12 protein-coding genes and 9 pseudogenes are annotated in these 23,355 nt (G+C 70.3%); 9 read left to right on the forward strand and 12 right to left on the reverse strand.

The genetic code is table 11. The features are described from left to right. The first annotated feature begins 393 nt into the window (after positions 1 to 393). Positions 394 to 2,192: pseudogene (locus BJF83_RS02405) on the forward strand (AMP-dependent synthetase/ligase). Positions 2,193 to 2,291: 99 nt separating this feature from the next. Here the strand turns inward: BJF83_RS02405 and BJF83_RS02410 are convergent. The 5 genes and pseudogenes from BJF83_RS02410 to BJF83_RS02430 all read right to left on the reverse strand — a co-directional run bounded on the left by BJF83_RS02410 (position 2,292) and on the right by BJF83_RS02430 (position 6,972). Next, entirely contained in the window at positions 2,292 to 2,471 is a 180-nt protein-coding gene (locus BJF83_RS02410) for a helix-turn-helix domain-containing protein (RefSeq protein WP_075925005.1), read from the reverse strand. 88 nt (positions 2,472 to 2,559) lie between these two features. Beyond that, positions 2,560 to 4,206, reverse strand: coding sequence for a cytochrome bc complex cytochrome b subunit (locus BJF83_RS02415; protein WP_075925006.1), 1,647 nt, complete (start codon positions 4,204 to 4,206; stop codon positions 2,560 to 2,562). A 3-nt stretch (positions 4,207 to 4,209) separates the two neighbouring features. Continuing rightward, positions 4,210 to 5,398, reverse strand: a pseudogene (locus BJF83_RS02420) (Rieske 2Fe-2S domain-containing protein). Next, positions 5,391 to 6,301 (reverse strand): annotated as a pseudogene (locus BJF83_RS02425) (cytochrome c). The pseudogenes BJF83_RS02420 and BJF83_RS02425 overlap by 8 nt, the downstream one beginning before the upstream one ends. Before the next feature lie 95 nt (positions 6,302 to 6,396). Beyond that, positions 6,397 to 6,972, reverse strand: coding sequence for a heme-copper oxidase subunit III (locus BJF83_RS02430; protein ID WP_316042177.1), 576 nt, complete (start codon positions 6,970 to 6,972; stop codon positions 6,397 to 6,399). A 535-nt stretch (positions 6,973 to 7,507) separates the two neighbouring features. On the opposite strand from BJF83_RS02430, the gene BJF83_RS02435 reads away from it, so the two are divergent. Together BJF83_RS02435 and trpD are read left to right on the forward strand one after the other, a co-directional pair. Beyond that, on the forward strand, positions 7,508 to 7,945 hold the full coding sequence (locus BJF83_RS02435; protein ID WP_075925008.1) for a hypothetical protein: 438 nt from the start codon (positions 7,508 to 7,510) through the stop codon (positions 7,943 to 7,945). A gap of 228 nt (positions 7,946 to 8,173) precedes the next feature. Next, on the forward strand, positions 8,174 to 9,262 hold the full coding sequence (gene trpD, locus BJF83_RS02440) for an anthranilate phosphoribosyltransferase (protein WP_075925009.1): 1,089 nt from the start codon (positions 8,174 to 8,176) through the stop codon (positions 9,260 to 9,262). A 64-nt stretch (positions 9,263 to 9,326) separates the two neighbouring features. Here trpD and BJF83_RS02445 read toward each other — a convergent pair whose 3' ends face one another. From BJF83_RS02445 to BJF83_RS02455, 3 genes are read right to left on the reverse strand one after another with little or no spacing between them, the layout of a single operon-like run. Then, complete coding sequence (locus BJF83_RS02445) at positions 9,327 to 9,602, reverse strand: Lrp/AsnC family transcriptional regulator (protein WP_075925011.1); 276 nt, start codon at positions 9,600 to 9,602, stop codon at positions 9,327 to 9,329. A gap of 50 nt (positions 9,603 to 9,652) precedes the next feature. Further along, a complete protein-coding gene (locus BJF83_RS02450; RefSeq protein WP_075925012.1) occupies positions 9,653 to 10,417 on the reverse strand; it encodes a rhomboid family intramembrane serine protease in 765 nt (254 codons plus the stop codon). Continuing rightward, positions 10,395 to 12,155 carry a DEDD exonuclease domain-containing protein gene (locus BJF83_RS02455; RefSeq protein ID WP_075925013.1) on the reverse strand — a complete coding sequence of 587 codons (1,761 nt, stop codon included), beginning with the start codon at positions 12,153 to 12,155 and terminating at the stop codon, positions 10,395 to 10,397. The genes BJF83_RS02450 and BJF83_RS02455 overlap by 23 nt, the downstream gene beginning before the upstream one ends. 127 nt (positions 12,156 to 12,282) lie before the next feature. On the opposite strand from BJF83_RS02455, the gene BJF83_RS02460 reads away from it, so the two are divergent. The 5 genes and pseudogenes from BJF83_RS02460 to BJF83_RS02480 all read left to right on the forward strand — a co-directional run bounded on the left by BJF83_RS02460 (position 12,283) and on the right by BJF83_RS02480 (position 18,003). After that, positions 12,283 to 12,561, forward strand: coding sequence for a hypothetical protein (locus BJF83_RS02460; protein WP_075925014.1), 279 nt, complete (start codon positions 12,283 to 12,285; stop codon positions 12,559 to 12,561). Further along, positions 12,558 to 13,951: pseudogene (locus BJF83_RS02465) on the forward strand (NYN domain-containing protein). The gene BJF83_RS02460 and the pseudogene BJF83_RS02465 overlap by 4 nt, the downstream one beginning before the upstream one ends. A 335-nt stretch (positions 13,952 to 14,286) precedes the next feature. Continuing rightward, on the forward strand, positions 14,287 to 15,285 hold the full coding sequence (locus tag BJF83_RS02470; RefSeq protein ID WP_187347065.1) for a C40 family peptidase: 999 nt from the start codon (positions 14,287 to 14,289) through the stop codon (positions 15,283 to 15,285). 332 nt (positions 15,286 to 15,617) lie between these two features. Then, a pseudogene (locus BJF83_RS02475) lies at positions 15,618 to 16,663 on the forward strand (C40 family peptidase). Positions 16,664 to 16,867: 204 nt separating this feature from the next. Beyond that, positions 16,868 to 18,003: pseudogene (locus BJF83_RS02480) on the forward strand (glycosyltransferase family 4 protein). Between the two features lie 127 nt (positions 18,004 to 18,130). Here BJF83_RS02480 and BJF83_RS02485 read toward each other — a convergent pair. The 4 genes and pseudogenes from BJF83_RS02485 to coxB form a co-directional block, all read right to left on the reverse strand. Further along, positions 18,131 to 19,428: pseudogene (locus tag BJF83_RS02485) on the reverse strand (Ig-like domain-containing protein). Positions 19,429 to 19,604: 176 nt separating this feature from the next. Further along, positions 19,605 to 20,030 carry a cytochrome c oxidase subunit 4 gene (locus BJF83_RS02490; protein ID WP_075925016.1) on the reverse strand — a complete coding sequence of 142 codons (426 nt, stop codon included), beginning with the start codon at positions 20,028 to 20,030 and terminating at the stop codon, positions 19,605 to 19,607. A 12-nt stretch (positions 20,031 to 20,042) separates the two neighbouring features. After that, positions 20,043 to 21,640: pseudogene (ctaD, locus tag BJF83_RS02495) on the reverse strand (cytochrome c oxidase subunit I). A gap of 71 nt (positions 21,641 to 21,711) precedes the next feature. Next, positions 21,712 to 22,577 (reverse strand): annotated as a pseudogene (gene coxB / locus BJF83_RS02500) (cytochrome c oxidase subunit II). A 521-nt stretch (positions 22,578 to 23,098) separates the two neighbouring features. On the opposite strand from coxB, the gene BJF83_RS02505 reads away from it, so the two are divergent. After that, positions 23,099 to 23,347 (forward strand): sulfurtransferase TusA family protein, encoded by a 249-nt coding sequence (locus BJF83_RS02505; RefSeq protein ID WP_187347066.1) that lies wholly within the window; start codon positions 23,099 to 23,101, stop codon positions 23,345 to 23,347. Positions 23,348 to 23,355 lie beyond the last annotated feature (8 nt).

Raw genomic sequence — 23,355 nt, forward strand, 5'->3', positions numbered from 1 at the left:
AGACCTCCGTTGGCGCCGAGTCCGTTGGCCTTACGTTAACCGGCCGCGAGAGCGCCCTACAGGGCCCTGGGGGCCGAACCAGGGGGGAACCAGGGGACCCCGGAGGGAGAGGGCGCGGCGCCGGTGTCGACATCACCCAAAAACCAAGGAAAGCGACATTCAACGCGTTGCCCACTACGGGCGCACAAACCCCTTGTAGGCGATAGTGTCGCGTGCGTGCGCGGAGCCGCCGGGACGAGCTGTCCGCCCCCGCGCGTCCACCCACGTCAGACAGCCGTTTCGGTCACCGTTGGATACCGAACCGCAACCTGTCCTACTCACGAGTAGCATGGTGTTGTTACGGTCGTCGCGTCCCCACACAAGAGAACCCCGTACACGCCCAGGAGCCACAACGTGCGCGAATACAGCTCTCCCGCGAAAGCTGAGATCTCCGATGACGCGCGGCTGACCGACACGCTCTACGCCCGCGCGGCCAGCGAGCCCAACGCCGTCGCCGCCCGCCGACTGGAGTCCGGACAGTGGCGCGACGTCACCGTCGCCGAACTGCACGGCGACATCACCGCGTACGCCAAGGCGCTGATCAACGCGGGTGTCGCGCACGGCGACCGAGTCGCCCTCATGTCGCGGACCCGCTACGAGTGGACGGTCGTCGACTACGCGATCTGGTCCGTCGGCGGCATCACCGTACCGATCTACGAGACCTCCTCCGCCGAGCAGATCGCGTGGATCCTCTCCGACTCCGGGGCCAAGGCCGCCTTCGTGGAGACCGACGCCCACGCCGAGCGCGTGGAGGCGGTCCGCTCCTCCTCCCCCGACCTGGCCCACGTGTGGAGGTTCGACGGCGACGACCTGGCCGCCCTGCGCTCCACCGGCGCCGACGTCGACGACGCGACCGCCGAGGAGCGCCGCACCGCGGTCAAGGTCGACGACATGGCCACCCTCATCTACACCTCGGGCACCACCGGCCGCCCCAAGGGCTGTCAGCTGACCCACCGCAACTTCCTGTTCATCTCACACGCGGCGCTGGAGGGGCCGACCAAACAGGTCCTCACGCACGCCGCGGACCCCTCGACTCTGCTCTTCCTTCCCCTGGCGCACGTGTTCGCCCGATTCGTCCAGGTCATCGTCATCGAGTCCAAGGCCGTCCTGGGCCACTTCACGTCGACCGGTCCCGAACTGATCGACCAGTTCGGCGTCTTCAAACCCACCTTCATCCTCGCCGTCCCCCGCGTCTTCGAGAAGGTCTTCACCAAGGCCGAGCAGAAGGCCACCGCCGAGGGCAAGGGCAGGATCTTCAACGCGGCCGCCAACACCGCGATCGACTACAGCAAGGCTCTGTCCACCGGTCAGGTGCCCTTCGGTCTCAAGGTCAGGCACGCCGTGTTCAAGAAACTCGTCTACGGCAAGCTCATGGACCGGCTCGGGGGCCGGTGCCGGTACGCCGTCTCCGGCGGATCGGCCCTCGCGACCGCCTCGGGCACTTCTTCCGCGGCGCTGGCCTGACCATCATCGAGGGCTACGGCCTCACCGAGACCACCGCGCCCACCTCGGTCAACAGCCCCGGCTTCAACAAGATCGGCACGGTCGGCCAGCCCCTCCCCGGCACCACCGTCCGGATCGGCGAGGACGGCGAGATCCTCCTCAAGGGCGACCACATCATGGTCGGGTACTGGAACAACGAGAAGGCCACCGAGGAGGCGTTCACCGAGGACGGCTTCTACCGCACCGGCGACCTCGGCGCCCTCGACGACGACGGCTTCCTCAGCGTCACCGGGCGCAAGAAGGAGATCATCGTGACGGCGGGCGGCAAGAACGTCGCCCCGGCCGTCCTGGAGGACCGGATCCGGGCCCACGCCCTCGTCAGCCAGTGCATGGTGGTCGGCGACAACCGCAAGTTCATCGCCGCCCTGGTCACGATCGATCCCGAGTCGTTCGATCAGTGGAAGTCCGACAACGGCAAGACCGGCGACATCGCCGACCTCACCGAGGACCCCGACCTCAACGCCGCCGTCCAGGAGGCCGTGGACCACGCCAACCAGGCCGTCTCCAAGGCCGAGGCGATCAAGAAGTTCCGGATCCTGCCCAGCGACTTCACCGAGGAGAGCGGCCAGCTGACGGCCTCCCTGAAGGTCAAGCGCCACGTGGTGAGCAAGAGCTGGAGCAGGGAGATCGAGGAGATCTACAACGTGTGATCCCGCCGTGCTGGGAGAGGGAGTCGGCCGCACCCCGGGGTGCGGCCGACTCCCTCTCCCGTTGGCGGAGGACGCTCCGGGAACGATCCGCGGGCGTCGTCATGCCCCCTGGACGTCACGGCCCAGAACGCACGACGGGCCCGCCTTCCTGGCCCAGGAGAACGCGGTGTTCCTGTCCACCCCGAGACGGCGTGCGACCTCGGTGACGTCACCGGCCTCTGCCATCAGTTCCAGGAACCTCGCCCGCAAGCGGGCCAGTTCCTGCTTCGAAAACGACACGGTGGTCGCAACCTCCTGAGAGTCAGGGTGTTGCGACCACCGCTAGAACCCAGGGGAGAGCGGCCCGCGGTGTGCGGTGCGCGCGTCCCTAGTGGGCCGCGGACTCCTTCTCGCCCTCGGCGGCGTGGTGCAGGTGGTGGCCGCTGTGCGGCTCCACACCATCGAAGGACACGTAGTCCTTCGTGTACCAGTGCGCCAGGGACCGGCGGATCCTGCCCATGGCCTTGCGCTTGCCGGGGCTCTCGACGCCCTTCTCGTCGGTCTCCTCGCCCAGGGCGGTCGAGGTGACCTCCGGCTTGCTCAGCAGCGCGTCCACCGTGTCCTGGGAGCTCTCCTTGTGGACCTCGATGAACTCGCCGCTGGGCAGCTGCTGGATGACGCCGCTCTCGTACCCGTGCTCCAGGGTCGCGCGGTCACGCCGCTGCAGCCCCAGGCAGATCCGCTTGGTGACGATGAACGCGATGACCGGGCCGACGAAGATCGCCGCACGGAAGATGTACGTGGTGACGTACAGCTCGATCGAGAACGTCTCCGACAGGATGTCGTTCGACCCGGCGAGCCACAGGATGCCGTAGGCGGTGACGCCAGCGACGCCCAGACCGGTACGGACCGGGGCGTTGCGCGGCCGGTCGGCCACGTTGTGCGGACGCCGGTCGCCGGTGATCCATGCCTCCAGGAACGGCCACGCGGCCAGACCGCCGAAGAGCAGGCCCATGAGACCCAGGCCCGGGACGAGGACCGCGGTGGGAACCGCGTAGCCGAAGATCTGGAAGTCGAACGTGTTCGGGAAGATCCGCAGGGCCCCCTCCAGGAAGCCCATGTACCAGTCCGGCTGAAGACCGGAGGTGATGGAGGTCGGCGTGAACGGCCCGAACAGGTGGATCGGGTTGACCTGCACGAACGCGGCCAGACCTGCGGTCACGGCGAACGTGAAGAAGAAGAACCCGCCCGCCTTGACCGCGAAGCCCGGGAACATGGGCGTTCCCACAACGGTCTTGTTCGTCTTGCCTGTGCCCGGGTACTGCGTGTGCTTCTGGTGCCACAGGATCATGAAGTGCGCCGCGATCAGGGCGAGCAGCAGAGCCGGCAGCAGCAGGATGTGCAGCATGTACAGGCGCGGGATGATCAGATCGCCGGGGAACTCCCCGCCGAACAGGAACATCGAGACGTAGCTGCCGACCAGCGGCAGGGACATGATCACACCCTGGAGGATGCGCACGCCCATGCCGGAGGGCAGGTCGTCCGGCAGCGAGTAGCCGAACAGGCCTTCCAGAATGGCGATCGTGAAGATCCCGACACCGATCAGCCAGTTGATCTCGCGCGGCTTGCGGAACGCACCGGTGAAGAACACACGGAGCATGTGCACCACCAGCGAGGCCACGAAGATCAGCGCGGCCCAGTGGTGGATCTGCCGGACGAGGAACCCGCCGCGAACGTCGAAGTCGATGAACAGGGTCGAGGCGTAGGCCTCACTCATCTCGACGCCCTGGAGGCGCTCGTAGGAGCCGTCGTAGACGATCTCCGCCATGCTCGGCTTGAACCACAGGGTCAGGAAGACACCCGTGAGGAGCAGGATGATGAACGAGTACAGCGCGATCTCACCCAGCATGAACGACCAGTGGTTCGGGAAGACCTTGCGCAGGTTCTTCTCACCGGTCTTGGCGAGGTGGAAGCGGTCGTCGATGAAGTTGCCGACGCCGCGCAGCGCCTTGGGTGCTTGCGTGGTCTTACTCATCGACTAGTCCTTCGCGTAGTCCCAGAACGTCGGCCCGGGCGGCTCGGTGAAGTCGCCCGTCGCGAGAGGTAGCCCTCGTCGTCGACGCCGATCGGCAATTGCGGCAGGGGACGGTGCGCCGGACCGAACACGACCTCGGCGGCGTTGGCCGCGTCGAAGGTCGACTGGTGGCACGGGCACAGGATGCGGTGCGTCGTGCGCTCGTACAACGCCGCCGGGCAGCCCACGTGGGTGCAGATCTTGGAGTAGGCGACGATCCCGTTGTGCGTCCAGTTGATCCGCGGCTCGTCCTGGCCCTCGACCGTCTCGGTCATGCCCGACTTGTAGTCGCCCTCCGGGATCTTGATCAGGAGGATGACGGACTTGGCCTTGTCGTTCAGGCTGAGGTGGTAGCCCTCCGCGTACCGCGCGGACTCGCCCTCTCCCCCGCCGTGGCCGCCCTCGCCGTGACCGCCCTCGTGCACGACGTAGGGCAGTGCGGTGATCATCCCGTTGGGCTCGGACTCCAGGTCCTCGGCTCGGATGAACCGGTCGGTGCCCTCGACCACCATGCGCACGCCCTCCGCCCAGGGCGTGTCCCTGAGCTTGTCGCCGGGCAGGGGGCCCGTGTCGCGCAGGAGCACGATCGGGGCCAGGCCCAGCGGCAGCATGGCGGCGATGAGCGTCCGCCGCATCAGCGGGCGCCTGGTGAAGCCGCTCTCGTCGGCGCTCTTCATGAAGAAGTCGCCGAAGGAGCCCTTCTCCTTCTCGCTGGAGGGCAGGTCGTCGTAGGGCGAGGAGACCTCGTAGTGGGGCATCACCCTGCGCGCCCACACCGTCATACCGGCGCCGATGCCGAACAGCGCCACGGCGAGCGTGCCGCCGAGGAGCATGTTCGAGTACTGGCCGATCCGCGGGTCCGCGATCGCCGGAACGTCCTGCGCGCTCGGCGGGAACAGGTAGTAGGAGACCAGGAAGCCGACACCGCCCAGGAAGGCGATGACGAACCACAGCGAGGCGATCCTCTCGCCCCGGCGCTGGACCTCCTCCGGGTGCGCGTGGGTCTCGGATGCGGGGTAGGGGCCCTCGTGCCCGGCCTCGACGGAGGCGCCGGAGACCACGCTCTCCCCGGTTTCGGCGGACGGGGTTCCGAGCACGCGCTCGCGGCCTCGGCTCCGGCCTCGGTGTTGTCGTTGTTGTTGTTCTCAGTCATGTGCACGCTGCTTCGCGGTGATCCAGATCGCGCAGGCGATGATCAGGGCCAGGCCGATGGTCCAGGAGATGAGGCCCTCGGCGACCTGGCCGACGCGCGCCAGGTCGAAGACTCCGCCCGCGTTCGGCTCGTCCTGCAGGGTCTTGACGTACGAGATCAGCTCCTGCTTCTCGTCGGACGTGATGACCGTGTCGGAGAACATCGGCATGGCGCCGGGGCCGGTGACCATGGCCTCGTAGATCTCGCGCGGGGTGGCGTCGTGGATCTCGGGGGCCCACCGGCCGTCGGTGAGGGCGCCGCCGGCACCGGACCAGCTGTGGCAGTGCGCACAGTTGCTCAGGTACAGCTTCATGCCCATCTCGGTGTCCTCGCGCCGGCGATGTAGTCCTCGTACTCGGCCTCGAACTCCCGTAGCGCGGACTCGTACTCGGCCTCGGCTTCCTCGACGGCCTCCTCGTACTCCTCCTCGGAGTCGAAGTCGGCGCGGTTGACGCTGAAGTCGGCCCTCCGGGGCGCGAGGTCCGGTACGTCGTAGGGGACGTCCGCGCCGCTCTGGCCGTCCCTGATCTGCGCGTCGTAGTACGCGATCAGGTTGGCCAGGTCCTCGTCGGACATGGCCATGGGCTTGCGCGGCATCTGCACGTCCGGGTTCGAGGACGGCATGCGGCCGGTGCTGACCTGGAAGTCGATCGCCGCGGGTCCGACCTCGCGCAAGTCCGGCCCCTGGACGCTGCCGTCCTCGGCCACCATGCCGGACCCGTCGTAGTTGTGGCACGTGGCGCACGTCTGGTCGAAGATCTGCCGGCCCTCGGCGACGTCGACGTCCTCGGGCGACGGCGCGTCAGCGGCGAGGGTCTGCGCCTGCGCCTGGTCGGGGGTGGGGGCCAGTGCGGCGTACCCCACGCCGAACAGGGCTAGCGCGAGGATGACGACGACATACCCCGCCAGGGGATGCCGTCGCCGCGCGGTAATCCATTTCACGGTTTCCCCGTTTCGGGTTACTGGATGAAGTAGATGGTGAAGAACAAAGCGATCCAGACGACGTCGACGAAGTGCCAGTAGTAGGACACGACGATCGCGCTGGTCGCCTGCTGGTGGGTGAAGCGCTTCGCGGCGTACGTGCGTCCCAGCATGATGAGGAACGCCAACAGCCCACCGGTGACGTGGAGACCGTGGAAGCCCGTGGTCAGGAAGAACATCGACCCGTAGGCGCTCGACTGAAGAGTCAGGCCCTCGTGGACGATGAGCTCGTAGTACTCGTAGGCCTGTCCGAGGATGAAGAACAGGCCCATGGAGAACGTCAGGTAGAACCACGCGCGCAGCTTCTTGACGTCACCGCGCTCGGCGGCCCAGACGCCGGCCTGCGCGGTGAAACTCGAAGCCACGAGGACCACGGTGATGGTGGTCGCCCACGGCACGTTGAGGTGCGTGGTCGGCCACGGGCCCAGCTCGGGGTTCCCGTTCGTCACCGATCGGATGGTGAAGTACATCGCGAACAGCGCTGCGAAGAACATGAGCTCGTTGGCGAGCCACACGATGGTGCCAACGCTCACCAGGTCAGGACGCTTTGCCACACCATGCTCTGGTGTAGGTGTTGTTTTGAGGTTCGCGGTTGCTGTCGCCACGGGAGCATTATTACGGCATCTCGCGGAGACCCGTACCCGACCCCCCGTAAGGGGGCGGATCAGTACCGGCACCGAGCATCGAAGCGCCCTGGACCGGGGCGTTCACCGTGACTCGTGCGTTACTGTACCGACTCGGCCGCCATCCGCGCGACGGCGACCCGCCGAACGGGGCCGACAGGCGCGATCCTGGGCTGCCGAGGCGATCCGTACCCGCGTGGAGTCCCGCCCAACCCCCCGGGGCCAACGCGCGGGTATCGAAAGGGTCACCGTTGCACAACGCCATGCGGGGGACGTGTGGGCCGGCCGCTTCGGACTGCTGGCATCCTTGGGGGGTGTCGAAGGTCTCAACCCAGCAGCCCGGCCTGCCGACGGCTCTGGGCACCGGGACCGCGAGGCAATAGAGTCGAACACACACAGCCAACGAACGCTCCGGCCGCGCCCCCTCGACGGCGGCCGAGGACCGACGTGATGGGACGGTTGCGCGATGGTGGTCAGCGGTACGGACACGGACGCCCGGATGCGCGTGCTGGTCTACAGCGACAAGGCCGAGACCCGCGAACAGGTGCGGATGGCGATCGGCCGGCGCCCGGCCGCCGACGTGCCCCGGGTGGAACTGGTCGAGTGCGCGACCGCGCCCGTCGTGATCCGCAGGCTGGAGGCGACGGCCGCCTCGGAGCGGATCGACGTGGCCGTTCTCGACGGCGAGGCCGCCCCGGTCGGCGGCATGGGCCTGTGCCGCCAGGTCAAGGACGAGATCTTCCGCTGCCCGCCGGTCCTGCTCCTGGTGGGCCGCCGCGACGACGGGTGGCTCGCGACCTGGTCGCAGGCCGACCAGGTGATCAGCCACCCGATCGACCCCGTCGCCCTGGCCGAGTCGCTGGCGGAGCTGATGCGTCAGCGTGCCGCCGCCCTCAGCGGGTGACCCGGTGGGCCGTCCGTCGACACTGAGCGACCGTCAGAACGCCGACAGGGAGATGCGTCGGCGTTCCGTCGTGCGCGGTGCGCTCAACCACGGTGCGGACACCGGGCGATGGCGTGGCCGCGCCCGTCCCGTCCCCTCGGGCGCCGGCCCGCGGCGGAGCTGACGCGTCAGTGCGCCGCCGCCCCGCCGCGCCCCCATGCCCGCACGCACCGTGGAGTCGAAGAAGCGATGAACACCAAGCCCGACAACCCCGCCGAACGCGCGGTCGCCGTCACCGAGCGGACCTGGTCCAACCTGATCACCGCTCTGCTCGGCGGCCAGACGCTCAGCGCCGCCGACACCGAGTGGGCGATGAACGAGATCATGGCCGGATCGGCGACCGACGCCCAGATCGCCGGGTTCGCCATCGCCCTACGGGCCAAGGGCGAGAGCGTGTCCGAGGTGACGGGCCTGGCCAGGGGCATGCTCGACAACGCCGTCCGAATCAGCGTCCCCGGACCGACCCTGGACATCGTCGGAACCGGCGGCGACCGGGCGCACACCGTGAACGTGTCGACGATGGCCGCGATCGTGGCGGCGGCGGCGGGCGCGCGCGTGGTCAAGCACGGCAACCGCGCGGCCTCCTCGTCCTGCGGGACTGCCGACGTGCTGGAGCGGTTGGGCGTGGTGCTGGACCTGCCCGCCGAGCTCACCGCCCGGGTCGCGGAGGAGGCGGGTATCACCTTCTGCTTCGCTCCGCTGTTCCACCCCTCGCTGCGTTTCGCCGCCAAGCCGCGCCGCGAACTGGCGGTGCCCACGGTGTTCAACTTCCTGGGCCCGCTGACCAACCCCGCGCGGCCCACCACGTCCGCGATCGGGGTGTTCGACGAGCGCATGTGCGAGGTGATCGCGGGTGTGTTCGCCGGTCGCGGCTCCTCGGCCCTGGTGTTCCGCGGGGACGACGGCCTGGACGAGCTGACCACGACCACGACGTCCACGGTGTGGGTGGTCCGCGACGGCGCCGCCCGCAGGGAGCGGCTGGACCCGGCGGACCTGGGCATCGAGCGCTCGGCGCCCGACGCGCTGCGCGGCGGCGACGTGGAGTTCAACGCCCAGGCGGTGCGCGACCTGCTCGCGGGCCGGCGGGGGCCGGTCCGGGACGCGGTCCTGCTCAACGCCGGCGCGGCGCTGGCGGCCGTGGACGGTGTCGGCGGCTCCCTGGTGGACTCCGTGCGCGCGGGCTACGAGCGCGCCGCCGCCGCGGTGGACGGCGGCGCGGCCGAGCGGACGCTGGCGGCCTGGGTGGAGACCAGCCAGGGCCTGTCCAAGGGTGTCTAGGAGCTACGGGGCGCGCACGGGGGGAGCGGTGTCCGGTCACCGCTCCCCCGTCGCCGTCCGCGGCCTACCAGCCCAGGGCGAAGGCCGACTCCAGGTCGTGCTTGGAGTAGGTCTGGAAGGAGATGTGGGTGTCGGAGGAGATCACGCCGGGCACCTTGTTCACCCGGCCGGGGATCACCTCGGCCAGGTCCTCGTGGCGGCGGACCCGCACCATGGCGATGAGGTCGACGCCGCCGGTGACCGAGTAGACCTCGCTGACGCCGTCGATGTCGGCGATCGCCTCGGCGACCTCGGGGATGCGGTGGACGTCGGCCTTGATCATGACGATCGCGGTGATCACGGTGCCTCCATGGCGGATCGGCGCTGAACGGGTTGGGCGCGGGCGCACCGCTAGTAGACGTCGGAGAGCCGCGTCCCGGAGCGCCATCGCAGCCGGTAGACCACCAGTCCCGCGGCCACTCCGGCGAGGAACCCGTACACGTGCGCCGCGTAGGCCACGTTGGACCCGCTCCCCGGAGTGGTGGACGTGGTGACGTAGAGAAGATACTGAAGGGCGAAGTAGCTGCCCACCAGGGCCCACCCGGGCAGTCGCATCGGCATGGCCCCGAACACCAAAGTGGTGACCTTGCTGCGGAACTGCACGACGAGATAGGCGCCGAGCACCCCGGAGATCGCCCCGGAGGCGCCGACCATGGGGACGACGCCGTCGCTCTCGGCCAGTGCGTGCCCGTAGGCCGCGGCGAGGCCGGTGACCAGGTACAGGACGAGGAAGCGGAGCCGGCCGATCCGGTCCTCCACCACCGGGCCGAACACGAACAGGTAGACCATGTTGCCGAGCAGGTGGGCGGCCCCTCCGTGGACGAACATGGCGCTGAACACCGACAACCCCACGGACTTGCCGCCGATGGCGCCGCACTCGGGGGTCATCGGGGGCGCCAGGTCCGTGCGGCCGAGCATCTCGTCGGGGACCGCGCCCCAGCGCATGAAGTAGCCGTCGATGGCGCAGAACCGGTCGGCGAGATCGGCCGGGTACCAGACGGCGGTCATCGCCAGCGGGGACGCCAGGTAGACGAGGACGTTCACCGCGATCAGCGTGTAGGCGACCACGGGGGCGCGGCGGACCGGGTAGTCGTCATTGAGCGGAAGCGCGGCCATGCGCCCAGTGTGTCATCCCGGTGTGGGCCTCGGCGCCGTTCAGGGGACACGTCCACTCGCCCTCGATCTCGACCAGTCGGGTCGTGGGGTGGGCGAGCCAGTCCAGGATCAGTTCCGTCTCCCCGGCGGTGGCGCGCGGCGTGGGCCCGAAACCGGCGGGGACGCGCTCGGCCGTGGCGGTGAGCGAGGCCAGGAAGGCCGCTGGGTCGGTGCCGGGGCGCAGGACGGCGCTGGCGGCCAGGCGTCCGTGGCGGACGACGACGGTCTCCCAGCCGGTGCCGCCGGGACGCGCGGCGACCAGGTGCGCGACGGCGGCGATCGCGGACAGGCGCTGGGCCCGCCGGGCCCCGCGCAGGAAGGCGACGAGTCGGTCGCGGAGGGTCGCCGCGTCCTCGTAGCGAAGGTCGGCGGAGAGCTCGGCGATGCGTCCGGTGAGCGCGGTGACCACGGCCGCGGGGTCCGCGGTCATGGCGGCCCGCGCGGACGCGGCGTGGACGGAGTATTCGGCGTGCGTCTCGGTGCCGTCGCAGGGAGCGCCGCACCGGCCGAGCTGGGCGAGCACGCAGGGGTCGACCAGGCCGCTCCCCGTGCGGGAGGCGACCGGACGCGCGCCGGGGACCGGGGTGAAGGCGTGGGTGCACTGGCGCAGCGAGAAGGCGTGCAGGAGCGCCTCCTTGGCCCGTTCCGCCTCCTTGGCCGACGCGTACGGGCCGAGGTGGGCGGCGCCGTCGTCGCGGACCGTGCGCACCACCGACGGGCGGGGGTAGGCGTCGGTGGTGAGCTTGACCCAGAAGACGCGTTCGGGGGTGCGCGACCTGCGGTTGTAGGGCGGTTTGCGCTCGGCGATGATCCGCAGTTCCCGGACCGCGGCCTCCAGTTCGGTGGTGCAGACGATGGGGGTGACGCCCTCCACGAGCGCGGTCATCTCGCGGATGCGCTGGCGGTTCTCGGCTGCGGTGAAGTACGACCGCACGCGACGGCGCAGGTTGACGCTCTTGCCGACGTAGAGGGTGGCGCCGCGCGCGTCGGTGAACACGTACACGCCGGGTTCCTCGGGCAGGTCCTCGGCCAGGTGGCGGCGGGCCCGCTGGGCTCGACTGGCCGGCTTGGCGACCGCGCGCAGTTCCTCCAGGCTCTGCACCCCGGCGGGGGCGAGGCGCTCGATGAGCCCGTGCAGGACGCCGACGGTGGCGCGGGCGTCGGCCAGGGCGCGGTGCGTGGGGGCTGCGGCCACCCCGAGATGGGCGGCGAGCGTGCCGAGTCGGTGGTTGCGGACCTGGCCCCGGTCGAGCACGGCGCGGGCCAACCGCAGGGTGTCCACCACCGGGAGGTCGGGCCAGGGCTCGCCCAGCCGTTCGCAGGCGGCCCTGAGGAAGGCGGTGTCGAAGGATGCATTGTGGGCGACGAGCGCGGTGTCGGGGTCGGCGGTGAGCAGGGCCAGCAGGCCGGGAAGGACCTCCTCCAGCGGAGGGGCCGTGGCGACCATGGACTGGGTGATACCGGTCAGGAGGGTGACGTTGGCCGGAATGAGGGTACCGGGGTTGACCAGGGCGGAGAACTCGGCCAAGACCTCGCCCGCGCGCGCCCGGACCGCGCCGATCTCGGTGATGCGGGACCGCGTGGCGCTGGTCCCCGTGGTCTCCAGGTCCACCACGACGAACGTCGTCGCGGCCAGCGGGGTGCCGAGGTCGACGATGCTGGTTTGGACGCCGGTCGACGCCGCGGACTGTGGACCCACGCGGTCAGGGTAGTCGGAGCCGCCGACCTCACGGCCGACGAAGACGGCCTGGCCTGCCCGACATGGAAAGATGAGGGTGAAGGGGCGGAAGTGTCCGTACGTCCCGAGCCGACCAGAGGAGGAAACCGTGGGGATCGCGATGCCGGGTGACAGTGAACGTTGGCGGTGCACCGGGTGCGGCAACCTCACGCGCTTCGACGTGACCCGCACGGTCCGTTCCGAGGACTTCATCCACCAGGACCTGGCCGGACGGGGCCTGGTCGAGGAGCGGTCGGTGCTCGCCGAGACGGTGGAGCGCGTCCGGTGCCGGTGGTGCGGCGCGACGGACAGCGTGGAGATCGTCGCCCGCCCTGACGCCGAGTCGGTCTCCGACTCCTCGGCTGAGAGCACGACGGGTCGGGCATGAGCGCCCGCCCGGAGGCGGGCGGCGACTCCGACGAGCCGCTCGGCCCCGGTGCCGAAACGGCCCGTGACGAGCGGGAGGACTCCGAGGACGGACGGCTGCGGCGCCCCCTGCCCGAGCAGGTACGCGCACGCGTGATCGAGTACGGGTCCGATGTTCTGGGCGGCATGGCCGCGAGCGAACTGCCCCCGTTGCTGCGACGGGTGGCCAAGTTCGAACCGCGCCGCCGTGCCCGGCTCGCCGGGCCGCAGATCGCCGCCCAGCTGGAGACGGACGGCGCGTTCCGCGCACGTGTGGCCGCCCGGGTTGACCAGGTCTGGCCCGAGTTGGCCGAGGGTCTGCGCTCCGGCGTCGTGCCGCCCGCCGCCGACCCCGTGGCGGTGGCGGCCTGTGCCTACCTGCTGCGGCCGCCCGGGTGGGAGGAGATCGTCGAGGGCGTCCACACGGAGTTGGAACGCCAGACCAGTGCCAAGGAGGCCGACGAGGCGGCGGGGGCGCTCGACGCGGCGCGCCGCCAGTTGGAGGAGACCAGGCGCGGCCACCAGGCCGACCTGGAACGGCTGCGCGGCCAGGTCCGCGAGCAGCGCGCCGAGATCTCCGAGCTCCGGCGCAAGGTGCACACCGAGCGCCAGCGCGCCAAGAAGGCCACCGCGGGCGCGAGCGCGCCCTGGCCGAGACCGCCGACCGGGAGAGCGAGTCGGCGACGCAGGTCAACGCGCTGGAGTCGGAGAACAGACGGCTGCGTTCCCGGCTGGCCGAGGTCGAGGCGCAGGTCGAGAGCGCGCGCCGGGCGGTGCGCGCCGGGCGCAACGCCGACGAGGCGCGCCTGCGCGTGCTGGTGGACGTGCTCGTGGAGGCGTCGCACGGGCTGCGCCGAGAGTTGGCCCTGCCCACGTCCCTGGCCAGCCCCGCCGACCACGTCGCCGAGGCCGCGCGGGAGCAGCGCCGGGTGCCGTTGGGCGGTCTGCCCGACGACGACCCGGGACTGCTGGAGCAGCTGCTCACCGTCCCGCGCGTGCACCTTCTCGTGGACGGCTACAACGTCACCAAGACGGGTTACGGCACGCTTGCCCTGGCCGATCAGCGCACCCGGTTGCTCAACTCCCTGGAGGGCCTGGCGACTCGGACGAAGGCGGAGGTCACGTGCGTGTTCGACGGCGCCGACGTCGACACACCGCCGGTCATCGCCCAGCCGCGCCGGGTACGGGTGCTCTTCAGCGCGCCCGGTCAGACCGCCGACGAGCTGATCGTGCGGCTGGTGCGCGCCGAACCGCCGGGGCGGCCGATCGCCGTCGTGACCTCGGACCGGGAGATCGTCACGGCCGTGCGCGCGGCCGGCGCGCGGGCGGTGCCGTCGACGCTCTTCCTGCGCCGACTGGAGGGGCACGGTTGAGGCCGGTCGCTCGGCCACGCGCACACAGGTTCGTTACTTCTTCGTGACCATAGCCCGTGCGGGCGCCCCAGCCTGGTCAAACGCCGCCCGTGCGACCCGTGCGGTCGCGCGGGCGGCCGCGTGTTCCGTGGGGTTCGTGGTTGAGGGGCGCAGGTCCGTCCGCTAGGTTCTTCCCGGAGCGTGAGTGCTCTACCGGATAGAACGCGACACCTGTGTCCGCGGTCCGGGCCGGGTCCCCCGACTCACGCGCGTCCGCGCCCCGCGCGGACGGCCTCCCCGTTGTCTCCTCCAGCACCCCCGTGCGGAAGTCCCTCACCTTAGGAGCGTGGACCGCCATGAAGAACGCCGGTGGTCGGCGTACGGCTCGCCGACTCACGACGACCGGACTCGGCGTGGTCGTCGCCGGAACCCTGATCTCCCCCGGAACCGCCTACGCGGAACCAACCCAGGAGGAGGTCGAGGACCGGATCGAGGAGCTCAATCAGCAGGCCGACACGGCGGTCCAGGAATTCAACGAGGCCGAGGAGGACCACGAGACCGCCAAAACCCAGTTCGAGGAGCTGGACGAGCAGGTCGGCGACGAGGAGGACCGCTACAACGAGTTGCGTGAGCGGGTCCAGCAGTTCGCCAGCGCCTCCTACCAGTCGGGCGAGTTGGACTCCACGGCGAGCATCCTGACCTCGGACGGGCCCGAGAGCCTCCTGGAGCAGAACGCCGACCTGAACTACCTTTCCGACCAGCAGCTCGCACAGCTGAACGAGTTCGGCGAGTCCGAACAGCGTCTGTTCTCCCTCCGGGACGAGGCCGAGCAGGCCCTGGAGGAGGCCGACGAGCGTCTGCAGGAGGCCGACGAGGCTCGGGAGGAGGTCGAGGCGGCCATCGACGAACAGGAGGAACTGCTGGCGCAGTTCCCCTCGGCCGACGCCTCCGCCGAGGGCGCCGACGACACGGCGGGCGCCTCCTACACCGGAAGCGCGTCCGGGAGCGCCGGGGCCGCGCTCGACTTCGCCTACGCCCAGGTCGGCAAGCCCTACATCTACGGCGGTACGGGCCCCAACGGCTACGACTGCTCCGGCCTGGTGCAGGCGGCGTGGCGCGCCGGCGGCGTCAACCTGCCCCGCACCACCTACGCCCAGGCCGGCGTGGGCACGCGCATCAACGACATGAGCGCGCTCCAGCCCGGCGACATCATGTTCTTCAGCGGCCAGGGCCATGACGGGCTCTACGCGGGCAACGGCCAGATGGTGCACGCCCCGCGCACCGGCCGCAACATCGAGGTCGTCGGCCTGGCCGCCTACTGGGCCGGCCAGTTCGAGTTCGCCGTCCGCCCCTAGCGGGGCACCCCCAGAGGCGCCCGTGAGGGCCGCCACCCGGATGATCCGGGCGGCGGCCCTCACGCCGTTCCGCGACGGGAATTTCGGACAGTCCACACGCTTGAGCCAAAGGTAACGAAACAGTTGAGAGCGGAGCGACGAATGCACTAGTGTTCATCGCCGAGCGTGGTCGCTCCTTCTTCACCACCCCCCTGGTGGTGACGGCCGCGCCCGGGTTGGGCACACCCCCACACCGTTTCGGCCAGCGTCGTCGACCGCCCGAGCCCCACCCGGTGCAGCCCCTTGGATCCCCTGGCAGGCCTGGACCGAGGGGAGAAAGGTGTAACCCCATCGTGTCTGGATCCCGTCTTGGCCGCCGCACGGCGGTCGTCGCCGCCCTCGCCGCCGGCGCCCTCCTCGCCCCCTCCGCGGCCCTCGCCGAGCCGACCGCCGACGAAGTCCGCGAGGAGATCGAGTCCCTGGAGGAGGAGTTCAGTCGGCTCAACGCCGAGTACAACGAGGCCCAGGAGGCGCACGAGGCCGCCGAGGAGCGTCTCGGCGAGATCACGACCAGCCTGGACGCCACCCGCGACGCCATCGACGACCTGGGCGCCAGCGTGCGCGCCCTGGCCAACCTCACCTACACCGGCGCGACCTCACCTCCCCCGTCCAGCTTCTGGGCGCCAGCGGCCCCGAGGACGTGCTGGCGCACGAGGCGGACCTGACCTACCTCGCCGAGCAGAACGACCGGGACCTCGAACGCTACGTCGAAGAACTGGCCTACCTGGAGTCGCTGGAGACGGAGGCGAGCGCGGCCGAGGAGGAGGCCGCCGAGGCGCTGGAGGAGGCGGAACAGGCCACGGAGGAGGCTGAGGAGGCCATCGCCGAGCAGGAGGCGCTCCTGGACGAGCTCACCGCCGAGGAGCGCGCCCGCGCCACCGAGAACGTCGCCAACACCGACGGCGGCACGACCTCGGGCGAAGATGGGACCAGCAACGGTTCGTCCGGGGGCGGCGGCACCGCCTACACCGGCTCGGCCTCCGGCGACGCCCAGGTCGCCCTCCAGTTCGCCTACGACCAGATCGGCAAGCCCTACGTCTGGGGCGGCACGGGCCCGAACGGGTACGACTGCTCCGGACTGACGCAGGCGGCGTGGGCCGCCGCGGACGTGAGCCTGCCCCGCACCACCTACGACCAGGTCAACGCGGGCACCCGGGTGTCGTGGGACGACATGCAGCCCGGCGACCTGATGTTCTTCTACGGATCCAGCCCGAGCCACGTCGGCCTGTACGCGGGCGACAACGTGATGGTGCACGCCTCGACGTCGAGCAAGCCGATCGGCACCGTGACCCTCAACAGCTACTACCGGCAGAACTTCACCACCGCCGTGCGCCCCTAGGCAGTGCCCCCCGGGGTCCCCGGCTTCGCCGCGGACCGGGTTCGGGCGCCCCGAAGGCAGGAATTCCTCATCCTCGGCGCGCCCGAACGCCCCTCGGGCGACCGTTCCAAGAACCGGCCCTCGGCCTGGCGGCGACGGCCGCACACGTCCGGGCCGGGTGCGCCCCCGCGGCACGTACCGGGTGCGCGCCCTAGACTCGCGTCCGTGCCGCGAACCCTGATCATCACCAACGACTTCCCGCCGCGCTCCGGGGGCATCGAGTCCTTCGTGCACGAACTGGCCCTGCGCCGCCCGGAGGGATCGGTCGTCGTGTACTGCTCCTCCCCCGCACCCCGCGACGTCGCCGCCGACCCCGGTTTCGACCTGCGCCAGCCCTTCCCCGTCGTGCGTGACTCCGCCCGCGTCCTCCTGCCGACTCCCCGGGTGGCGGCGCGGGCACGGGCCATCGCCGAACTGGAGGGGTGTGAAGCGGTCCTGTACGGCGCGGCGGCCCCGCTCGGGTTGGTGGCCGAGTCCCTGCGCGACCGCGGCCCCGTGCGCCGCCAGGTGGCGCTCACCCACGGGCACGAGACGGGATGGTCGGCCCTGCCCGGCGCCCGCGAGGCGCTCCGCCGGATCGGGGACACCACGGACACCGTCACCTACCTGGGCGAGTTCACCCGTCGCCGACTGGCACGGGCCCTGTCCGCGCGGGCCGCCGAACGCATGCGCCGCCTCGCCCCGGGAGTCGACACCGACCGGTTCCGCCCCGGCTCCGGCGGTGTGAGGGTGCGCCAACGGCACGGACTGGGCGGGCGACCCGTGGTCGTGTGCGTCTCACGGCTGGTGCGGCGCAAGGGCCAGGACACGCTGCTGCGCGCCTGGCCCCGTGTCCTGGCGACGTGCCCGAGGCGGCGCTGCTCATCGTCGGGGACGGACCCGACGCGAGCCGGTTGCGCTCGGCGGCGCGCGGCCTGGACTCGGTGGTCCTCACGGGCCCCGTCGCCGCAGGGGAACTCCCCGCCCACTACGACGCGGGCGACGTGTTCGCGATGCCGTGCCGCACGCGGCGCGGCGGCCTCGACGTGGAGGGGCTCGGCATCGTCTACCTGGAGGCGTCGGCCACGGGGCTGCCGGTGGTCGCCGGGGAGTCCGGCGGCGCCCCGGACGCGGTCCTGGCGGACGAGACCGGCACCGTGGTCGACGGCTCCCATCCCGGACCCACCGCCCGGGCGCTCATCCGCCTGCTGCGCGATCCCGAGCTGGCCGCCGGAATGGGCGCGCGCGGTCGGGAGTGGGTCTCCCGGGAGTGGACCTGGGATCGGGTCTCCGAGCGACTGGACGGACTGCTGGGCGTCTGAGGGTGCGTGCGAACGGTGGGGTCGCTGGAGGACGAGACCGCGCCGTGGGGTCCGTGGGGGCGCCGCCCGCAGCCGCCCCCGGTCACGGGCGGGCCAGAGCGCAGCCGGGCCCGAAGCGAGCGTGGCCCTACAGATCGTCACCGTGGACGGAGCCGGGTGTGCCGGAGCCGTCGGTCGTCTGGGGCTCGCCGGTCACACTGTGCTCCAGCCACTCCTCCCACGAGCGTTGGTAGAAGCCCCAACCGTTGTCCCACTCCAGTTCACGCGAGGTCCCGGTGGTCACCAGGACGTCGCCCATGAGGGACTTGTCGTAGAACCACCGGGCGTCGGAGACCGACATGTTCGTGCAGCCGTTGGAGGCGTTGGCGCGGCCGAGGTTGCCCAGGTTCCACGGAGCGGCGTGGGTGAACTCGCCGCTGTTGGACGTGCGCACCGCCCAGTCGACGTCGAGCCGGTAGTAGCCGGGCGAGCCCTGGGGAATGCCCACGGTCGCCGAGTCCATGACGAGGGTCGCGTACTTCTCCATGGTCAGATGGATCCCGGAGGTCGTGGTGTTGAAGCGGCGCAGCCCCTTGCCGTTGCTCACCGGGATCGTGCGCACGGCCTGGCCGTCGATCGCCACCTCCATGCGGTGGTCGGGCACGTGCATCGTGGCGACCAACTGCCGGCCGACCTCGAACTCGATCCGCCGGTCGAGGGTGCCGAACACGCCGTCGGCGGCCTCCACCCCGGCCAACCGCAGATCGACCGTGACCCGCTGACGCGGCTCCCAGTAGTCGCGGGGGCGGAACACGGCCGTCTGGTCGTCGACCCAGTTCCAGGCGCCCTCGGTGACCTCCTCGGAGGTCACCTCCATGGAGTTCTCCACCTGCCGCTTGTACGCGACGGGCCGGTCGAAGGTGACGACCACGGGCATGCCCACGCCCACGACGTCGCCCGACTGGGGGAAGTTGGCGGCCAGTTCGAGCCGGTGCTCCGCGTCCACGTCCGCCGTGCCGAACTGCGAGAGCACCTCGGTCTCCCGCCCCGCGTCGTCCTCGGCCGTTGCGTACACGCGCACGGACGCGCCCGGGCGCAGGTTCCAGTCGCTCACCCAGGAGGTCCGGTCCTCGCTCAGCCGCCCCTGGGCGGCTCCCCCGTCCGGGCGCCGGAGTCCTGGCCCTCGGCCCCGGCCAGGTCCTCGTGGGCGACCTGCTCGATCCGCACGTCGGTGATCGCCCCGTCCTCGACCGACACCCGCACCGGTGTGTTGGGCGCGACCGCGACCGCCCCCGGCGCGGGGGTCACCGTGATGTCCGGGCCGTCTCCGCCGCCGGACGCCGTGCCGTCGCCGCCCCCGACGGTGCAGGCCGTCGCCACGAGGACGGCCGCCGCGGCCCCCGCCAGCGATCGGCGCGACGCCGACCGCGAAACCCAACCCCTCACGCCAGGACCTCCCGCGTCCGGATGAGTCGCCGCAGGGTCGACACACAGGGCGAACCCCGGCGGCCGGTCGGGTTCGGCTGACACGGAACCCTCCGGCCACCGGGGCGGCGACCACCACATCCTACCCTGCGTGACGACCTCAACACGGAAGGACGTCATCCGGGCGGGTCAGGACATCAGTGCTGGAACTCCTTGCGGTAGTACTCGAAGACCCAGCCGATCGAGGTGAGGGTGACGGCCAGGCCGCCGATGAACACCATCCACCAGCCGATCGCCACACCCACCGCCATGAAGGCGACGGCCAGTGCGGCGAACAGCGGCCACCAGCTGTGCGGACTGAAGAACCCGTACTCCCCGGCGCTCTCGGAGATCTCGCCGTCCAGCCGCTCCTCCGCGGGGAGCCCGTGGAAGTGCTCGCTGCGGCGCGCCGCCTGCCAGAGCCAGAAGCCGATCATCCATCCGAAACCGATGCCGACGACCAGGACGGTGGAACCCGCCCACTCGATGGCACCGGTGTCCTGGTACGACCAGAACATGTACAGCAGGGCGGCCAGACCGAAGAAGGTGGAAACGCCCATGAACAGATAAGCCTGCATCTTCATGATGTGTTCGCCCTACTCCTTGGTGACGCCCACCGGGACTGCGCCCGGGGCCGCGGCGTGCGGGTGGTTCAGGTCGAACGCCGGGCGCTCGGACCGGATCCGCGGCAGCGACGTGAAGTTGTGCCGCGGCGGCGGGCAGGACGTCGCCCACTCCAGGGAACAACCGTGCCCCCACGGGTCGTCGACGGTCACCCTCGGCGCCTTCCTGGCGGTGACGTAGACATTCCAGAGGAAGATCAGCGTCGAGCGCCCAGCACGAACGAGGAGACCGACGAGATCTGGTTGAGCTGGGTGAAGCCGTCGTCGGGCAGGTAGTCGGCGTAGCGGCGGGGGAAACCCATCGCGCCGAGCCAGTGCTGCACGAGGAACGTGCCGTGGAAGCCCAGGAACAGCAGCCAGAAATGGATCTTGCCGAGCCGCTCGTTCAGCATCCGCCCGGTGAACTTGGGCCACCAGAAGTAGAAGCCCGCGAACATCGCGAAGACCACCGTGCCGAACACGACGTAGTGGAAGTGGGCCACCACGAAGTAGGAGTCGGTGACGTGGAAGTCGATCGGCGGTGAGGCCAGCAGCACACCGGTCAGACCGCCGAAGAGGAAGGTGACCAGGAAGCCGATGGTGAACAGCATGGGCGTCTCGAAGCTGAGCTGGCCGCGCCACATCGTGCCGATCCAGTTGAAGAACTTCACCCCGGTCGGGACGGCGATGAGGAAGGTCATGAACGAGAAGAACGGCAGCAGAACCGCGCCGGTCGGGAACATGTGGTGCGCCCACACGGTCACGGACAGGCCGGCGATGGCGATGGTCGCGCCCACCAGGCTCTTGTAACCGAAGATCGGCTTGCGGCTGAACACCGGGAGGATCTCCGTCGCGATGCCGAAGAAGGGCAGGGCGATGATGTACACCTCGGGGTGGCCGAAGAACCAGAACAGGTGCTGCCAGAGGATGGCGCCGCCGTGCTCGGAGTTGAAGACCTGCGTGCCGACCATGCGGTCCGCGCCCAGGGCGATCAGGGCCGCCGTCAGGACCGGGAAGGCGATGAGCACCAGGACGCTGGTGAGCATCGTGTTCCAGGAGAAGATCGACATGCGGAACATCGTCATGCCGGGCGCGCGCATGCACAGGCCGGTGGTGATGAAGTTGACCGCCGAGAGGATGGTGCCCAGACCGCCCACCGCCAGGCCCATGATCCACAGGTCGCCGCCCAGGCCCGGCGAGCGGACCGCGTCGGACAGCGGGGTGTAGGCGAACCAGCCGAAACTGGCCGCGCCGCCCGGGGTGAGGAACCCGCTGACGACGATCAGGCCGCCGAACAGGAACAGGTAGTACCCGAACAGGTTCATCCTGGGGAACGCCACGTCGGGCGCGCCGATCTGCAACGGCATGATGATGTTCGAGAACCCGACGAAGAGCGGGGTCGCGAACAGCAGCAGCATGATCGTGCCGTGCATGGTGAACAGCTGGTTGAACTCCTCGTTGGACATGAGCTGCATGCCGGGGAGGAGCAGTTCGGCCCGCATCAGCAGGGCCAGGACGCCGCCGAAGAGGAAGAAGGCGAACGAGGTGATCAGGTACATGTACCCGATGACCTTGTGGTCGGTCGACGTCATCCAGTTGACGACGATCGACCCCTTGCGCGACGGCGCCTCCTGGGCGGCTCGCACGTTACTCACTTGCGTGGTCATGACTCGTCATTCTCCTCGGCGTCGTCCGCACCGGTGTCGCCCTCGGTGTCCTCCACCCGGGCCCGTTCACCGTCGTCGGTCGCCTCGGTCTCGTCCTCGTCCTCGGCCTCGTCTGCGTTCGCGGTCTCGGCCTGGGTCGCGGCCTCCTCCAGCGCGGCGTTCTCCTCGGCCGCGACGGCCTGCTGCTCGGCGGCCCACTGCTCGTACTCGTCCTGGGGCAGGACCTCGACGTTGAACAGCATGCGGGTGTGGTCGGTGCCGCACAGCTCGGCGCAGCGGCCGACGTAGTCGCCGACGGTGCCCTCGTTGACATTCACCTGGAAAGCGTTCTCACGACCGGGGATGACGTCCATCTTGAACCCGAGGCCGGGATCCAGAAGGAGTGGATGACGTCGGGAGAGCGGAGGTCGAAGTGGACGATCGAGTTCTCGGGGAGCACGAGGGTCGGCTGCGCGTCGCGGTTGGCGGTGCCGCCCGGGTCGGGGGTGCCGACCGTGGAGAACTGCGTCTGGCCGCCGTTGTCCAGGGTGTCGTCCAGGTAGTTGAACTGCCAGGCCCACTGGAAGGCCACGACCTCGACGTTGACGTCGGCGGGCTCCTCGGTCTCCAGCAGGTAGGCCTGGTCGCGCGCGGTGAAGTAGAAGAGCACCGAGATGACGACGATCGGCAGGATGGTGTAGAGCGCTTCGATGGGCATGTTGTACCGCACCTGCGGCGGCAACTGCTCAGAGCGCTTGCGGTGGAAGATGACCGACCAGATGATCAGTCCCCACACGAGAATGCCGACCGCGAACGCCGCCACCCAGGAGCCCTGCCAGAGCGAGAGAACCCGCTCCGCCTGCTCGGTGATCGGCTCCGGCATGCCCAAACGAGTGAGATCGTTCGACGCGCAGCCGGTCGCGGCCAGCCCCAGCACGGCGAGCGCGGCGCCGCGTGGTGCCCATCGGCGCGTTGCGGAGCGCCGATTCTCTTGGCGGGTCGGACTCACGGATTGCCTTCCCAGCGGTGAAGCCCGCGGATCGTCCGCGGGCGGCCTAAGTATCCAAAGCTTGTCAGGGGGAAACATTATCGTGCACCTTCCGGCCTCCTGTTTCCTGGCCTGAGCTGGTCAGCGTGTTGCCGAACAGCCCCTGCCGGACGCGCGGCGGCACACGGAGCCGGACCCGTTCGCCCGCGGAGGGATGCCCTCCCGGCTGGCTACGGAGCGCGGCCCGGCGTCCCCCGGGCCCCCGTCCGCGACCGTTCGCCGTGACCGGCGCGCGGTGCGCGAGGCAGGACCAAGGCGAGCGTATCGCTGGGCTGACGACACCCTTAACCGGGTTCGCCTTAGCAGGAGGAGCGGGTCAAGATTGGGACACAGGACGACGACACGTGGGGGTGACCGTGCCCGAGTATCCGAACCAGCGGCCTCTGGTGACCGTGGAGGCGGTCGGCCGCAAGTGCCCGATCCCGATCCTCATGCTCGCCCAGCGCCTGCACGAGGTGCCCATCGGCGCCGTCATCGCGGTCACCGCGGACGATCCCGCCGCGAAGGCGGACATCCCCGCCTGGTGTCGGATGAAGATGCACGACTTCGTGGTGGAGAAGCCTCTGACGCGGGGTAGCGCCTATCACATCCGCCGCCGGTACTGAAGAGTCAG

Origin of the sequence: Nocardiopsis sp. CNR-923 (genome assembly GCF_001942255.1) — a bacterium.
Taxonomy (GTDB): Bacteria; Actinomycetota; Actinomycetes; order Streptosporangiales; family Streptosporangiaceae; genus Nocardiopsis.

Excerpts from the sequence above, each read along its gene's own strand:
- BJF83_RS02415 (WP_075925006.1), bottom strand. The coding sequence starts at position 4,206 with ATGAGTAAGACCACGCAAGCACCCAAGGCGCTGCGCGGCGTCGGCAAC.
- BJF83_RS02435 (WP_075925008.1), top strand. The coding sequence starts at position 7,508 with ATGGTGGTCAGCGGTACGGACACGGACGCCCGGATGCGCGTGCTGGTC.
- trpD (WP_075925009.1), top strand. The coding sequence starts at position 8,174 with ATGAACACCAAGCCCGACAACCCCGCCGAACGCGCGGTCGCCGTCACC.
- BJF83_RS02490 (WP_075925016.1), bottom strand. The coding sequence starts at position 20,030 with ATGAAGATGCAGGCTTATCTGTTCATGGGCGTTTCCACCTTCTTCGGT.
- BJF83_RS02470 (WP_187347065.1), top strand. The coding sequence starts at position 14,287 with ATGAAGAACGCCGGTGGTCGGCGTACGGCTCGCCGACTCACGACGACC.
- BJF83_RS02450 (WP_075925012.1), bottom strand. The coding sequence starts at position 10,417 with ATGGCCGCGCTTCCGCTCAATGACGACTACCCGGTCCGCCGCGCCCCC.